This is a genomic window from Paenibacillus sp. CFBP 13594 (assembly GCF_014842675.1).
In the GTDB taxonomy this organism is placed as follows: domain Bacteria; phylum Bacillota; class Bacilli; order Paenibacillales; family Paenibacillaceae; genus Paenibacillus; species Paenibacillus amylolyticus_B.
The window spans coordinates 108,267-123,890 of sequence record NZ_JACYVQ010000005.1 but is presented as its reverse complement, the minus strand read 5'-3'; the positions used below and the strand labels follow the sequence as shown (position 1 = coordinate 123,890).

The 15,624-nt window shown below is 45.1% G+C and carries 16 protein-coding genes, 1 pseudogene and 1 riboswitch; of the genes and pseudogenes, 15 read left to right on the top strand and 2 right to left on the bottom strand.

Going from position 1 to position 15,624, the window contains the following annotated elements:
• Positions 1 to 163: 163 nt before the first annotated feature.
• The 15 genes and pseudogenes from IFU39_RS17125 to IFU39_RS17055 all read left to right on the top strand — a co-directional run bounded on the left by IFU39_RS17125 (position 164) and on the right by IFU39_RS17055 (position 14,261).
• Positions 164 to 820: a stage V sporulation protein AA gene (locus IFU39_RS17125; RefSeq protein ID WP_192133991.1), complete on the top strand. Its 657-nt coding sequence runs from the start codon at positions 164 to 166 to the stop codon at positions 818 to 820.
• Complete coding sequence (locus IFU39_RS17120) at positions 801 to 1,229, top strand: stage V sporulation protein AB (RefSeq protein WP_179198576.1); 429 nt, start codon at positions 801 to 803, stop codon at positions 1,227 to 1,229. Before IFU39_RS17125 ends, IFU39_RS17120 begins: the two co-directional genes overlap by 20 nt.
• Positions 1,230 to 1,253: 24 nt before the next feature.
• On the top strand, positions 1,254 to 2,921 hold the full coding sequence (locus IFU39_RS17115; protein ID WP_091018086.1) for a spore germination protein: 1,668 nt from the start codon (positions 1,254 to 1,256) through the stop codon (positions 2,919 to 2,921).
• A gap of 105 nt (positions 2,922 to 3,026) precedes the next feature.
• On the top strand, positions 3,027 to 4,358 hold the full coding sequence (gene lysA / locus IFU39_RS17110; protein ID WP_192133989.1) for a diaminopimelate decarboxylase: 1,332 nt from the start codon (positions 3,027 to 3,029) through the stop codon (positions 4,356 to 4,358).
• A gap of 246 nt (positions 4,359 to 4,604) precedes the next feature.
• Positions 4,605 to 5,036, top strand: a complete 432-nt coding sequence (locus IFU39_RS17105) for a peptidylprolyl isomerase (protein WP_017687646.1) — start codon at positions 4,605 to 4,607, stop codon at positions 5,034 to 5,036.
• Positions 5,037 to 5,165: 129 nt separating this feature from the next.
• Positions 5,166 to 6,455, top strand: a complete 1,290-nt coding sequence (locus IFU39_RS17100; RefSeq protein ID WP_244661018.1) for a hypothetical protein — start codon at positions 5,166 to 5,168, stop codon at positions 6,453 to 6,455.
• 168 nt (positions 6,456 to 6,623) lie between these two features.
• Positions 6,624 to 6,790, top strand: a riboswitch (FMN riboswitch).
• A gap of 323 nt (positions 6,791 to 7,113) precedes the next feature.
• The gene (gene ribD, locus IFU39_RS17095) at positions 7,114 to 8,217 is read left to right on the top strand and encodes a bifunctional diaminohydroxyphosphoribosylaminopyrimidine deaminase/5-amino-6-(5-phosphoribosylamino)uracil reductase RibD (protein ID WP_167483687.1); all 1,104 of its coding nucleotides are present in this window, start codon (positions 7,114 to 7,116) and stop codon (positions 8,215 to 8,217) included.
• 22 nt (positions 8,218 to 8,239) lie between these two features.
• Entirely contained in the window at positions 8,240 to 8,908 is a 669-nt protein-coding gene (ribE, locus tag IFU39_RS17090; RefSeq protein WP_192133985.1) for a riboflavin synthase, read from the top strand.
• Positions 8,909 to 8,940: 32 nt separating this feature from the next.
• Positions 8,941 to 10,173 carry a bifunctional 3,4-dihydroxy-2-butanone-4-phosphate synthase/GTP cyclohydrolase II gene (locus tag IFU39_RS17085; RefSeq protein WP_076318983.1) on the top strand — a complete coding sequence of 411 codons (1,233 nt, stop codon included), beginning with the start codon at positions 8,941 to 8,943 and terminating at the stop codon, positions 10,171 to 10,173.
• Between the two features lie 102 nt (positions 10,174 to 10,275).
• A complete protein-coding gene (gene ribH / locus IFU39_RS17080; protein WP_017687651.1) occupies positions 10,276 to 10,743 on the top strand; it encodes a 6,7-dimethyl-8-ribityllumazine synthase in 468 nt (155 codons plus the stop codon).
• Positions 10,744 to 10,847: 104 nt separating this feature from the next.
• The gene (locus IFU39_RS17075) at positions 10,848 to 11,648 is read left to right on the top strand and encodes a segregation and condensation protein A (protein ID WP_076328266.1); all 801 of its coding nucleotides are present in this window, start codon (positions 10,848 to 10,850) and stop codon (positions 11,646 to 11,648) included.
• Entirely contained in the window at positions 11,617 to 12,273 is a 657-nt protein-coding gene (gene scpB / locus IFU39_RS17070; protein ID WP_192133983.1) for an SMC-Scp complex subunit ScpB, read from the top strand. The genes IFU39_RS17075 and scpB overlap by 32 nt, the downstream gene beginning before the upstream one ends.
• A gap of 188 nt (positions 12,274 to 12,461) precedes the next feature.
• Positions 12,462 to 13,193, top strand: coding sequence for a DUF2953 domain-containing protein (locus IFU39_RS33425; protein WP_192133980.1), 732 nt, complete (start codon positions 12,462 to 12,464; stop codon positions 13,191 to 13,193).
• A 146-nt stretch (positions 13,194 to 13,339) separates the two neighbouring features.
• A pseudogene (locus IFU39_RS17060) lies at positions 13,340 to 13,471 on the top strand (GerW family sporulation protein); the annotation flags it as partial.
• Between the two features lie 61 nt (positions 13,472 to 13,532).
• Positions 13,533 to 14,261, top strand: a complete 729-nt coding sequence (locus IFU39_RS17055; protein WP_192133978.1) for a hypothetical protein — start codon at positions 13,533 to 13,535, stop codon at positions 14,259 to 14,261.
• A 42-nt stretch (positions 14,262 to 14,303) separates the two neighbouring features.
• Here IFU39_RS17055 and IFU39_RS17050 read toward each other — a convergent pair whose 3' ends face one another.
• A complete protein-coding gene (locus IFU39_RS17050) occupies positions 14,304 to 14,681 on the bottom strand; it encodes a hypothetical protein (protein ID WP_192133976.1) in 378 nt (125 codons plus the stop codon).
• A 25-nt stretch (positions 14,682 to 14,706) separates the two neighbouring features.
• Positions 14,707 to 15,621, bottom strand: a complete 915-nt coding sequence (locus tag IFU39_RS17045; RefSeq protein WP_192133974.1) for a peptidoglycan recognition protein family protein — start codon at positions 15,619 to 15,621, stop codon at positions 14,707 to 14,709.
• Positions 15,622 to 15,624: the final 3 nt, after the last annotated feature.

Below are 15,624 nucleotides of genomic sequence, written 5' to 3'. Positions count from 1 at the left end.
GGAGTGTCTGCGTGTATCCTCCCCCCCCCGAGCAACAGCGACCAATGACCGATCCATCCCGCAGCGCCACCACCCACCTCCCGATCTTTTTCCAACCCGTTTGTAATAAATTTGCACATTCTTCAAATACTAACCTAAATTACGCAGTAAAGGAGTGCTTTGGATGTCCCAGACACCCACTCCAATGGTCTATATTCGTCTACGCAGCCGTATTCGCATCCAGAGGGGCAGAGCAGTCAAGCTTGGAGATATTGCACATGTACTGACCTCTTCTGAAGACCAGGAGGGCAGGCTACTGGAGCTTGAACTGCTGCGCCTTGGACCGGAGGATGGCAATCTGATCCTCATTGATATATTGCAGATTATTCCCCAAATTCGGCACATCTTGCCGGAGGTAAGTGTGGAACTGATGGGATCAGGTCATACGTTGGTTGAAGTCATTGCGGGAAATGGTCAACCTTCCAAGTCCCTGTTCATTCTGGTTTGGCTGCTGCTGTTCTTTGGATCAGCCTTAACCATTATGAATTTTCATGCCGATGTGAACATGCAGGAAGTACAGATTCGAATTGTGGAGATGCTGACTGGGCATCGGGACGAACATCCCTATCTGTTTCAAGTGGCGTATTCCATTGGCATTGGATTCGGAATGGCAGTATTTTTTAATCATTTGTTCAAGAAAAAGTGGAATGAGGAACCTACCCCGCTTGAAGTGGAGATGTTCCTATACCAACAAAATGTAGATAAATATGTGGTGATTGAAGAAAGCGAACGGATGCACGAGCAGGAACGCAGGGAGATGAATGCGGATGAGCGTTCTTAATGGAGCAATCAGCATTGTATTGGGTATTGCAGGGGGAATTGCCGTAGGAAGCGGCGTAATTGCGCTCATTCTGGTGCTTGATATGATTCCCAGGTTGGCTCAACTTACGCAATCGTATGACAAGACTCACTGGTACGAAGGGGCGCTAATAGGTGGTTCACTGGTCGGGACGGTGGCGGACTTCTGGCACTGGAAAATGCATGGGGTACTGCTGCTCAGCCCGATTGTTGGTTTGTTCTGTGGCGTGTTCATCGGTCTGCTGGCCGCGGCGCTCACTGAGGTACTCAATGTACTGCCCGTACTAGCCAAACGATTGGGCATGAAACCTTATTTGTTTGGATTACTGCTCGCCATGATTTTGGGTAAAATGACAGGTTCCCTGTTTGATTTCTTTATATATCAACGGTAACTTGTGGCCATAGGAGGATGGAAGATGGATGAACGAACAGAGCACGCAGGCCAGGAAAATAGTGAAGGTATAACGGAAGAGATGTTACACAAGTCTGCTTATGAGATTCAGAAGGAAGAAGAGGAGAAAGCGTACAATAAGAAAAAACAAAATGAGATGTCCGACAGCATTGAGGAATCCGTACAATATTGGCAGGAAAACGATGATATCTCCCCACGCATGAGTGAAAATAAAAACACGCTCAAGCAAGTTCTCGGACTTGGGGAATCCTTTGACGTGGATATGAGAGAGATGGTGCTGGGTGGCAAACATGTGGGATTGCTTCTTTTAACGGGGTTCGCCAAAGATGAGATCCTACTGGAAGTATTAAAAAGGTTAACATATCTTACGCCTGATCAGGTATCCGAGCACGCACTAAAATCTTATTTCGACTCTTACATTCCCCATATACAGGTGGAAAAAGTCGAGAAGATGAGTGCGGTCATCAACAAGGTTCTTACGGGTATGAGTGCATTGTTCGTTGAAGGGGATCGCTCGGTCCTGATTATGGATACCCGGAGTTACCCGGTACGTTCACCCGAAGAACCTTCATTGGAGAGGGTAGTCCGAGGTTCCAGAGACGGCTTTACCGAAACGCTCCTGACCAACGTAACATTAGTGCGTCGCAGAATACGCGACCCTGGACTAAAGTTTGAGATTATGCAGGTGGGGCGGAGAACACAAACGGACGTCTGCGTGGTGTACATTGATGATATTGTGGATAAAGTGCAGGTGGACTCAGTCCGTGAGAAAATTCAGCGGGTCGATATCGATGGTATTCCCGCCGCCGATAAACAACTGGAGGAAGCGATTATCAACAAAGGTTGGAATCCGTTCCCACTCGTCCGTTATTCGGAACGACCCGATGTTACAGCTGCTCATTTGCTGGAAGGACGAGTCGTCATTTTCGTAGATACATCCCCCAGTGTAATGATTCTGCCTACGACCTTCTTCGACCTGTGTGAACATGCGGAGGAGAACAGACAGACGGCACTGATGGGAACGTATCTACGTTGGGTGCGTTTTGCAGGGATTCTTATTTCACTGTTTCTGCTACCACTATGGCTTCTCATGGTTATTGAACCTTCGATTAAACCGATGGGACTCGACTTTATTGGTCCACAGGAAAATGTAAAGCTGCCGCTAATTCTACAGTTCCTCCTAATCGAACTTGGTGTCGATTTATTACGGATGGCAGCGGTTCATACGCCTACACCTCTCGCATCGGCCATGGGCCTGATCGCGGCAATTCTGGTCGGGGATATCGCCGTGAAAACAGGATATTTTGTAAATGAGGTTGTACTCTATATGGCGATCGCAGCCATTGGAATGTTTGCCACCCCGAGTTACGAGCTTGGACTTGCCAATAGGCTGGTCAGGTTGTTTCTGCTCATTGCAGTAGCGATATTCAAGGTTCCTGGATTGGTCGTGGGCAGTACACTGCTCATATTGGCACTCACCGTTCACCGATCGTACAATTCTTCGTATCTCTGGCCTTTTATACCGTTTAATGCAAAGGCCCTGGGCAACTTTCTATTCCGGCTACCCCTGCTGGAAAATAAAAAACGTCCATCATTTAACAAGACCCGTGATAACACCAAAATGTCCGATGATCCGGACGGTGAACTACGAAAAAGTAAAAAACACAAATGATCTTCCGAAAAATCCATTCATCTCGCTGCCTAATTTGATATACTGGTGTAAAATCATTGGAATAGCAACTGTTCCAGTATACAAAAAAAGTGAGGAATGCAGATTATGTATTTACATGGTACAAGTAAAATAAATGCGCAAGGGCATCTGGAGATTGGCGGAGTGGATGCAACAGATCTGAAAGAACAATTCGGAACTCCACTGTACGTTGTGGACGAGCAATTGGTTCGCGAGCGTTGCAGAGAGTACATGGAAGCATTCCGTGCTTCCGGATTGGGCTTCCAAGTGGCATACGCAAGTAAAGCATTCTGTGTAATGGCGATGTGTGCACTTGCAGCTGAAGAAGGACTTTCTCTGGATGTTGTATCTGATGGTGAACTGTTTACTGCACTGCAAGCAGGATTCCCGGCTGAGCGCATTCACTTCCACGGTAACAACAAAACGCTGGAAGAGATTGAAATGGCTCTTGATGCAGAGATTGGATGCTTTGTTGTTGATAACTTCAATGAATTGCATCTGTTGCAGGCTGTAGCAGCGGACAAAAATCGTAAAGTAAACATTTTGCTTCGTGTGACGCCTGGTGTTGAGGCCCATACGCATGAATATATTTCCACAGGTCAAACGGATTCCAAATTTGGATTCGATATCGGCAATGGTACAGCATTTGAAGCGATTGATTTGGCTTCCAAGCAGTCTAACCTGGTATTGCTCGGTGTGCATTCCCACATCGGTTCCCAGATCTTCGAAGTTGAAGGCTTCCAGATGGCTGTTCAACGTGTTGCTGAATTTGCAGCAAGTGTATATGAGCGTCTTAATGTTGCTTTCAAAGTGGTTAACCTTGGTGGTGGATTCGGAATCCGTTATATCGATGGAGATACGCCACTTGAAGTTGCACAATATGTGAAGGCTATTACAGATGCCGTTAAAAATCATTTTGCTCAAATCGGCTATGCCGTACCTGAGATCTGGGTTGAACCAGGCCGCAGCATCGTGGGTGAAGCGGGAACAACGCTGTATACCGTTGGAACAAGCAAAGACATTCCAGGCGTGCGTAAATACGTTGCCGTTGATGGTGGTATGACCGATAACCCGCGTCCTGCTTTGTATGAGTCCAAGTACGAAGCTGTGTTAGCCAACCGTGCGAATGAGGCTGCTCAGGAAACGGTATCTGTTGCGGGTAAATGCTGCGAGAGTGGCGATATGTTGATCTGGGATCTGGACCTGCCAAAAGTGGAAAGTGGCGACCTGCTCGCTGTAGCTTGCACAGGCGCGTATAACTACTCCATGGCGAGCAACTACAACCGGATTCGTCGTCCGGCCGTTGTATTTGTCAAAGACGGTCAAGGAGATGTCGTGGTACGCCGTGAGACGTATCAGGATATCATCCAGAATGACCTGGTACCAACACGCATTGGAAAACAGCCAGTTACTCGCTAATTCGTCAAAAGATAATGCGATTCTGCATTATTCAAGATAGCAATCTTAAAGTTGAAGCAGATGAAAAGGGAACTTCCTTTTTTGTCTGCTTTTTGCGTATTTGAGCTAAATCATGAAAAAAGTTGCCGTTTTTTTTGCGATCCAGACATTTTCGGTGTACACTAAGAAAAGTGTTGTAACGCTTGGCCCAGGGTCATGCGTTCTGGCACCATTAACGATGGTCAATACGAAAGGAGTCATTTACATATGGCGAAACAAGCGAAAATTAAATTGGCAAACGGCGGAGAAGTTCTGATCGATCTGTTTGATCAAGAAGCTCCAAACACAGTAGCAAACTTTGAGAAACTGGCTAACTCCGGTTTCTACAATGGTCTTACATTCCACCGCGTGATCCCGGGCTTTGTAGCTCAAGGCGGATGCCCTAACGGTAGCGGTGCAGGTGGCCCAGGTTACACAATCAACTGTGAAATTAACCCGAACAAACATGAGCGCGGAACACTGGCTATGGCACATGCTGGCCGTAACACAGGTGGAAGCCAGTTCTACATCTGCTACCAACCGCAACCACATTTGGATGGACAACATACTGTATTTGGTAAAGTAACTAAAGGTATGGAGTTCGTGGACGCTTTAGAAGGTAAAGACAAAATGGAAACTGTTGAAGTTGTAGAAGCTTAATACCTTCACCTTAACTGGATCCAAACATGAAGTGCTTCTTTTATAGAAGCACTTTTTTTATTTTTTACATATTTGAAACCGTGATTAGAAAGGATGAATAAAACCTTGGATATGGTCACTCAGCTAAGCTTGTTAAAACAAATTTATAGTGAGCGCACGTTGTGGGATGAAGAACTTCAGGCATCGCGACATGTCGTTCCGGATAGTCTATCCGTAAAGGATCGAGAAGCGCTTGAGGCAGCCGGGCATGAACCGAATCGATTTGTACGTCCGCAACATGATGAAACGATTGCTGAGCTGAAAAAAGTTGCAAATCAATGGACGATCAATGATGCAGCGCAGGTTTTTGTATCCTCTTTGTGGTCGGCACCCATGATCTGGCGCTCGTTGCTTACGGGCAAGCTTATTGCGAGCAGTATGCCAAGCCATGAACATACGCCATATCCATCTTCGAACACTTGCAAGATTTGCGGATTAAGTGTAGATCAAGCAACCGACACGACGCTGCAATGGTATTGGCGGATGACCAATGGAACCCCATTGGATGGTGATCCTTTTGGATATGTGTTGGCACTTCGAGAGCTGGCTGCCGCGCAGGAACTTCCAATAGCCAATGATTACGACCGCTGGACATTCCGTGCGGTGTTAACGGTGCTGCGCGAATTACCTCCCAAAACACGTTACAGCAAGGCAGCAGTAGCGCTCAAGAAGGAACGTCTTTTGCCTACACAGAAGGAATATGCGTACCGTGATTTGCTTGAGACGTTAGCTCTGATTGGCATATTGGATACGCCGGAACATCCTGGAATGATAACGGAATTCACTTCTTACATGCAACGTGACGCACGCCCCAATGTTCGGGTTGAAGTTCAGGCCCCTCTGGCGTGGTGGGACTCATCTGTCGGAATTAATGAGAACAACCTGAACAAGATATTTCATGATTTTGATCTAAATAATATATCTCTTGCGGATAAGCCTGATGAGAGTCCAGCTGTAAAGGACACGATCTTAGGGGCATTGGAGAAGAAGAGAAGTGTTCGTGGAAAAGTACCAAAGGCATCTCCTGATGCAGGTACCGGGGAGGTACAGTCTGGAGATGTGTATGCTGTTCGGGTCCGGGAAGGTGTATGGGTGACGGTGTATTGTCATGAAGTCAGAGACAAGCGTGTCATCGTTGAATATTTGGATGGAGTCTTTCCAGAGATGCCGGGAAAAGCAGATTTGCATGGGACGTTTCGACCGAGAGCGAATGGACGCTGGAAATGCTCGGCTATTGCGATCGATTCCACAAGTTGGGTCAGAAGGGTGGCAAGAGAGTTCCCGCTTCCGACTTCGCCCCTGCAAGAACCTGACCGTATTCCCTTTCATAATGCCAAAGAATTAAAGCATATGGCGAGCTGGTGTTTTCCTGATATGTAGAATGATACGATTGATATGAAATGGGCCTCCAAGCCAAAACCGTGCCTCCTTGAGAGGAAGCGGTTTTTTGTTGTTTCTTAGCTTATTAAAAGTTAGTATGTGACAAAAAGGAACAAAAAACAATTGATTTTTTGGCATTAAAGTGCTAACATCCAAGTAATAACGAAAGCAATCCTTCAGGGCAGGGTGCGATTCCCTACCGGCGGTGATGCAGGAAGTGTAAGGACACATGTCCAGCACTTCATGCAAAGTCCGTGACCTGTCTGCCCTTGGCAGATGGCTGATCTGGTGTAATTCCAGAACCGACAGTATAGTCTGGATGGGAGAAGGAGAGGTGCAGACCTAACAGGTTTGCATTCAGCAGGAGTATTGCTGCACAGTCACGATTTGTAATGTCTTGCACTGTGCAGGGAAGATCCGGTTACGCCGGACAGTTCCATACATATGCCGCACTATAAAAGCTCTTTACCTGTAATTGATGTTCATTAAGGTATGTGTCTATTTTCACTTGCCCGAAATGAGGTTTTGGGCAAAGTGTTGGCGTGCTGTATCCATTTCACTCCTGCTGGTGACATTTGTCTCTCATCATCCCCATCGAACTGATTGTTCGACGGGGATTTTTTAATAAACAAGACTTTAAACCGCGGGGTGAACGGATTTGGAAATGATCAATGATGAATTTTATATGGCACTGGCATTGGATATGGCGGAACGAGCACAGGGACAGACGGGGATCAATCCGGTCGTTGGATGTGTAGTTGTGAAAGAGGGTCGTATTGTAGGCCTGGGGAGCCATCTGAAACGTGGAACCGGGCATGCAGAGGTGCATGCACTTAACATGGCAGGCAGTGATGCAGAAGGAAGTACGGTATACGTTACACTTGAGCCTTGTAGTCATTATGGCAAGACGCCACCTTGTAGTGAACGCCTGATTCATGAAAAGGTGAAACGTGTTGTGGTATGTTGTGAAGATCCAAATCCGCAAGTATCCGGCAGGGGCATAAGCATGCTTCGTCAACAAGGCATTGAAGTTGAAGTTGGCGTACTGCGTGAGCGTGGAAGACGCATGAATGAAAAATTCATTAAATTTATTACAACAGGTCTACCTTTTGTGACACTGAAGACGGCTACTACTTTGGATGGCAAAATTGCTACTCGCAGCGGAGACAGCAAGTGGATCTCTAACGAGCCCGCTCGTGAGATTGTGCATGCCCTTCGTCATCGTCACCAGGGAATTATGGTTGGTGTCGACACAGTGATTGCCGATAATCCGGAACTTACTACCCGTTTGCAAGTCGAAGGCATTAGTCCAGTGCGCATTGTGGTGGATTCCAAGTTACGTCTTCCCGTAGGTGCCAAAATGGTTAAGGATGGTCTTGCTCCAACATGGGTGCTGACAACAGACGAAGCCAGTCCTGAAGCTGCTGAACGTTTGGAAGCCTACGGCGTCGAAATTATACGCTGTGGTCCTGGACCACGTGTGGATCTGTTAAACGGACTTAGCAAGTTGGGTGAGCGTGAGATTGGTTCGATTTTGCTTGAAGGTGGAGGCACCTTGAATGGAGCCATGCTGGAGGCACGGTTGGTCGATCGACTGCTCATGTTTATCGCACCGAAGATTGTAGGCGGTTATGATACACCTGGAAGCTTCCGCTTCGAGGGTGTGGAACGTATGAATCAGGCCATTCAATTGAATCAGTTGGAGATCGAACAAGTTGGAGATAATATCAGCATTGGCGGTATTCCGGTGTGGCCTGAATAAATAAAACAGGGGAGGCGGCAGCATGTTTACCGGTTTGGTGGAAGAAGTCGGTCAGATCCGGCGTATTGGTCGGAAAGGCGAAGCGATGGTCCTGAATATCGGAGCTTCCGCCATCATGGACGATCTGAAGATTGGTGATAGTGTAGCAGTGAACGGCGTGTGCTTAACTGCGACAACACTCGAAGGTGGAGGTTTTACCGCCGATGTAATGCCTGAAACCTATCGTCATACCAATCTCAGTCAGCTGCAATCTGGCAGTAAAGTTAATCTGGAGCGGGCCATGCAATCCGGCGGTCGTTTTGGCGGACATATCGTTCAGGGCCATGTCGATGGTACTGGAGTGATTGGCAGTATAACACGTGATCAGAATGCGATTGTGTTTGAGATCAAGCCTGATGATCACCAGTTGTTCAAATATCTGATCCCCAAAGGATCGGTTACACTGGATGGCATTAGCTTGACCGTTGTCCATACATCGGATACCGCATTCACGGTTTCCATTATCCCGCATACCATTGGTGAAACTGTACTAAATGTGAAAAAGACAGGGGATACCATTAATATCGAATGCGATATTTTGGGCAAATATGTGGATCATCTGCTCCAGTATGGGAGAGGGCATCGGGAGACGGGTACTGGCAAGCCGCGCAGTATCAGTGAAGATTTTCTCGCCAATCACGGATTTGCATAAATAGAGAACAGAAATTAACTGGAGGTGGACCAATGTCAGAACAATCCATTCTGGACACAATAGAAGAAGCCATATATGACCTCATGCGTGGCAAACCCGTCATTGTTGTGGATGATGAAGATCGGGAGAATGAAGGCGATTTTATCGCTTTGGCTGAAAAGGCGACACCTGAAGTCATTAATTTCATGATTACTGAAGGTAGAGGTCTGGTCTGTGTTCCGATTACACAACAACGTGCGGACGAACTTAACCTGAAACCGATGGTTCAACAAAATACGGATTTCCATGGAACAGCCTTCACCGTCTCTGTGGATCACAAAGATACGACAACAGGCATCTCGGCACATGAACGCTCTATTACCGTGAAAGGTCTGATTGATCCTGAGGCGAAAGCCGGGGACTTCCGTAAGCCTGGTCACATGTTCCCGCTCATTGCAAAAGACGGCGGTGTACTTCGTCGTGCTGGACATACGGAAGCGGCTGTAGATCTCGCTATCATGTGTGGTTCCTACCCTGCTGGCGTTATCTGTGAAGTAATTAAGGAAGATGGCACAATGGCCAGACTTCCGGATCTGCAGGAGATTGCCCGCAAACATGATCTGAAGCTGATCAGTATTCAGGACATGATTCGTTACCGTAACGAAAAAGAGCAGCTGGTTCAACGTGAAGTGGCTGTGCGTATGCCAACGGACTTTGGTGAGTTTCAAGCGGTGGCTTATACAAACGCTGTGGACAATAAGGAACATGTGGCTCTGGTTAAAGGTGAGATTGATGGTTCCAAACCTGTACTTGTACGTGTACACTCTGAATGTTTGACAGGTGATGTATTCCATTCGCATCGTTGTGACTGTGGTCCGCAGTTTGATGCGGCACTCAAACAGATTCATGAGGAAGGCAATGGTGTACTGCTTTATATGAGACAGGAAGGTCGGGGTATTGGCCTGATCAACAAACTCAAAGCCTATAAGCTGCAAGAGGAAGGTATGGATACTGTTGATGCAAACCTGAGTTTGGGTTTTGCTGCTGACTTGCGTGATTACGGAATTGGCGCTCAAATACTGAAAGACCTTGGGGTTCGTCAGATCAGATTGCTAACTAACAATCCTCGTAAAATTAAAGGTCTTGAAGGATATGGACTTGAAGTCGTAGAGCGTGTTGCGATCCAGATGGAAGAGAACGAGGACAATACGGTGTATCTTCATACGAAGCAAGCCAAGCTGGGACATATGCTTAAGTTTGATGATATCGAGCAGAACGAACAGTAAATATATTTTAGATGAACAACGTTCACTATGTAATTTATGGAAGAGATTACTTAGGGATTTCCGTTACTTACATTACATTATACCGTTAGGGAGATGACTTGAATGCCACAATTTTTCGAAGGACATTTAGTATCAGAAGGATCCAGATATGGAGTTGTCGTTGGACGTTTCAACGAATTCATTACCAGTAAATTGCTTAGCGCGGCTCTCGATGCATTCAAACGTCACGGCGTGCAGGATGATGAAGTGGATGTGGCCTGGGTTCCAGGTGCGTTCGAAATCCCTTTGATTGCGCAGAAAATGGCGGAGAGTGGCAAGTATGATGCGGTGATTACGCTGGGAACCGTCATTCGTGGATCAACTACACATTACGATTATGTATGCAACGAGATGGCTAAAGGGGTAGCAGCAATTAACCTGAAAACGGGCGTGCCTACGATCTTTGGACTGGTTACAACAGAAAATATTGAACAAGCGATTGAACGTGCCGGAACCAAGGCGGGTAACAAAGGTTGGGATGCAGCTACGGCGGCAATTGAGATGGCAAACTTGACGAAACAGCTAAAATAGTGCTTATTTAATAGTAGTGCCCTGCTTTGCGCAGACGAACACGGGAAACCGGATTCGGACGGCTTGGCAGGGTTTTGTATTTTTCTGGCGGGAGGATTCGTCTAGTGACGGTAGTTACATACAAACTGGAGACTTTTGAAGGGCCTTTGGATCTGCTGCTTCATCTGATTGATAAGGCTGAAATTCATATCCAGGATATTCCCATCAGCGATATTACCGATCAATACATGGCGTATCTGCATTCAATGCAGGAACTGGAACTGGATATTACGAGTGAATTTCTGGTCATGGCAGCAACATTGCTGTCGATCAAGAGCAAACTTTTACTGCCCAAACCACCGGTAATTGAGGACTTTGAGGATTATGATTTTATGGAAGAAGAAGATTATGATCCACGTGCAGAGTTGATTGCACGTCTGATAGAATATCGCAAGTACAAGGGAATTGCGCGTCATCTTCATGAACGGGAGTGGGAACGCAGCCTTATATTTTCCAAAGAGCCCGAGGATCTGCGCCCCTATATGCCCGTAGAAGCCCAATCGAACCCGGTTGAGGGTTTACACACCTCTGACCTGATTGCAGCCTTTCAGAAGGCGCTACGCAAGGCTGAGAAGCGCACAACTGTAACCCGAATCAAACGGGATGAGATTTCGGTTAAGGATCGGATACGGGATGTCATCGGCGCTTTGGAAAGTATGGGACCGGGAGGCAGACTGTTATTCTCCAAATTGATGGATGAGCATATCTATCGCCATGAGATTGTTGTCACTTTTCTGGCGGTGCTGGAACTGATGAAGATGAAGCAGATTGTCTGTTATCAGGAACGGATGTTTGAGGATATCGTTATGGAGTGGAGAGGGGAAACAAAGAATCATGGATTTTCCGAAATTGAAATCGATTATTGAAGGCCTGCTGTTTTTGTCCGGAGAAGAAGGTCTGAGTATCAAACAAATCGCCGAGATCGTCGACCAGCGAGTGGAGCTTGTAACGGACGCGATTGAGGAGATGATTCATGAATTTTCACAGCAGGGCCGAGGTGTACAGATTCTCAAGATCGCTGGTGTAGTTCAGTTGGGCACCTTGCCTGACCACGCTGTATATTTCGAGAAACTGGCATACTCTCCCGCACGTACGTCCTTATCCCAGGCGGCTCTGGAGACGCTGGCCATTGTGGCGTATCGTCAGCCGATTACACGGGTAGAGATTGAGGAAATCCGCGGTGTAAAATCGGAGCGGGCCATCCATACGCTTGTGAATAAGGATCTGATCATTGAAGTGGGACGAGCCGAGGCCATCGGACGACCAATTCTGTATGGAACGACCAAGTCATTCCTGGATTATTTCGGACTGGCTTCAATTAAAGACCTCCCGGAACCAGGCTTGTTCGAAGATTCGGAAAACCTGGAAGAAGAGACACAACTGTTATTCAACAAACTGGATTTGCAACAACTGGAACCGGAAAGTGCTGATCCGGCGGATGACCTAAGTCATATCGACAACGAAGGCGATAATACGGATTCTTCACTCTAATTTGCTAGCTCATACTAACCGACACCCATCAGTGGAGTCGGTTTTTTTGTGCATTGTTTTAGATAAATGGTGAATAGAACAGGTTACAAATAAATATGTAATGGGATTTTTAGGTGAGACGTGAATTTTTTCCTATTCAGAGTGCCATACTAGACGAGAAAAGAATTGAGGGCTTGGAGGTAAGGCCTGTGTGGATTTGGCTTGGAGGAATCGGTTTGTTGTTCGCATTGCTGATTGCCGCAGTCCTCATCTCAAATGTTCATGTACATTTTACATTCAGTAAACATAAAAGTGATGATTACGCCAATATTAATGTTCGTCTTTTCTATGGAATTGTGCGGATTAACTATGAGATCCCGAGTATTGTTTTTCGCAATATGAAGGAAGGTTTTCTGGTCAAGACCGAAAAATCCATGAATCATTCGAGAGGCGAGGCCCAGGGAAGTGAGCGGGTCAACAAACGCAAAGTCAAGAAGTGGGCTAAAGATGTGAAAATTATGCTTAGGGCAACAGACGCGCTCAAGCTGTGGCTTAAGCAAACACTCACACGCGTACATATGACCCAACTGTCCTGGGCTACCCACATCGGCGTTGGTGATGCAGCATATACAGCGGTGCTGACGGGCTGGGTGTGGAGTATCAAATCCATTATTATTGGTTTTCTCACCTATCAGATCCGCTTTGATGAAACACCCGTGCTTCAGGTTATGCCGGTATGGTCCGATGAAATGGAATTTAGAACCGATCTGGATTTCAGAGCGAAAATTCGGATTACAGCCGTTCTGATCGCTGGAGTTACACTACTCACCCGTGTGCTTCAAGTCGAAGGCGGATGGCGGATGTGGTTCAAACTTCTTCAGGAACAGCGCCGCAGGCATAAGGAGAAGCAAAAGAAGAAACTTAGTGGGACAACTCTGTAAAAACCCATTATAGCCGACCTGTTTGGAAATATGAGGTTGGGGTGCGGTGAGTGTACTTAAAATGCTTATTTACATAAGTCCCTTCAAGTTTGGGGATGATATGGTTAGATCAAACCTAGCTTACATTGAAACTGGAGGGAATTAAAATGTCAGATCATCCAATTCAAGGCTTAATGGAAACCGCTATGGAAAATATCAAGGCCATGGTGGATGTCAATACAATTGTTGGCGATGCAGTCGAAACACCGGATGGGTGTGATGTTTATATAATAACCAGAAAAGCTACATTAAATCCCCAATGTTTATAAATATATGATAAAATTTATCTTGAGGTGAACCATGAATAGACTGAACGAGGATAAAGCACTTATAAAATATCAAGAGATGAAGTCAATTATCGAATCAGAAGGCTATAAACTGCTTTCTAAGCAATGGGTGGGGTACAGAGGTTACTATGATGTAGAATGTCCTAAAAATCATTCTTATAGCGTACAATGGCCCAACTTTAAAAGAGGTGCAAGATGCATCAAATGTCACCACGAAAACATGTCTAATGTTAATCCAATTTTCAAAGGGAAAAGTAGAAGTGTTCATCGTGACGAGATGGATATAAGGTTCAAAACTGACTTGACTAATGAAGGGTACACCTTTGATGATAGCGTAGAAAAGTACAAAAACAATATCACAAAAATGAATGTGATTTGTCCCAATAATCACGATTGGGAGGTGTCTTGGAATTCTTGGTCATCAGGAAAGAGATGTAAAAAGTGCTTTGAAGATAGAGTTAGAAAAGATACAGAAGAGATAAGAAGAGAGCTTGATTTAGAAGGGTGCCAATTAGTTGGAGAGTACCGAGGAGCACTGAAAACATTTAATTATATTTGTTCTTGTGGCTTTCCAAGTAAAACTAGAATAAAGGATTTTAGAAATGGGACAAGATGCTCTAGATGCAGAGGTGATAGAAACAGAGAGAAACTTAGGGAGTTAAGAATTAGAAAACTTCAAGAATGGGAAGAGCAAAATTTAAACACATCTAAAAATGAAAAAAATAGCCCCTCAAGAGAATAATATCTCATGAGGGGCTTAATTATGTTCAAATCTTAGTTTGCACTATTTTACTCGCTTCAAAGCTTCATCTATCACTATTTCAATAAGTTGGCGTTCAGAAACCGTTGGTACGACTGCGTTTTTTGCAAGCAAATCATCAATAATTCTCAATGAAATTGCCCTTTTATCAACATTGTCATCCATGTGCTCATTTACATAGCCGACCACTCTATCTGCAATATCTAGTGCAAATGTGGCCTTAGTCTTATCTAATTTGTCTGACTTGATCACATCGAGCACAAGACGAGTCACCAACAACATTTGTTTCATGCCTTCAGTTTTATCCTTCGTAATCCATCCCTTACTTTTAGCAAAGGGAATGACAAATAACCCTCCTACAACAGCAGCAAGGATTAGTGTAATTACATATAGATTATCCATTTAAACTAATCTCCTTTATGTATAATTACTTGCTTACTTTGATGTTATTATCTTTACGGTAATTAATGACGAGTTGTCTCCAAAAATCGTAGCTACCTTTAGTATCAGAGATGTAGTCCTTATAATACTTGTAAGCTTCTTGTGCCCATGTTGGACATTCCATATTGGATTTTAATTTCTCAACTTTAATCCAGTCTGCTTGTTGTTTTACTGTTTTCTCAAGAGTGGACATTTGTAATTTTTCAGCTTCGGTCATAGGTTCATCATCCTTTGGTTTATTTATTGGTGTTGGAGTTGCGGTGGGAATATTTCCCCTTAAACGTTCTAATTCTGCTTTAACTTGAGGTATAAAGTTCTTATTTGCAGCAGAAACTGTATTGCCATCTCCAAAATATGCTGTACCGGGGCACGATTTTGAAGACTTACCGGGAAAATAATCTCCCAATTTAGAACCGGACGCACTGTACCATGCATGATACACAATCTTGTCTGTATTAACTGGTACATAAAACTTTTCACACAATGCAGCATACAAATGAATTACAGCTTTGCGTTGAGTGGGAGTCATATTATCTACACCTTTATCAAAACACCCAATGATCTCGATTCCCACATACCCCGCATTGTTATTATAGATACAAGCAGGGGTCATATTTAAATCTCTGTCAAGTGACACCCCAACCCTACCATCTTCAAACAACGAAATGTGCTGGCCTGTGGCTTTCCACTTGTTCGTGTTAATGTGGAAGTCACGCATACCTTCTAGGCATTTAAAGTGATCTTGTTGAGCAATGCCATTGACCATTTTACGAGTGGTATAATTGGGTGATCCAGTATGATGAACTTGTAAACCTTTAATTCTACGTGTTACCTTTTGCTTTTGAAGCCACGGACGAAACTCATCAATATCAAGTAGAAGAAAATTACCTTTCTGAATCATTCA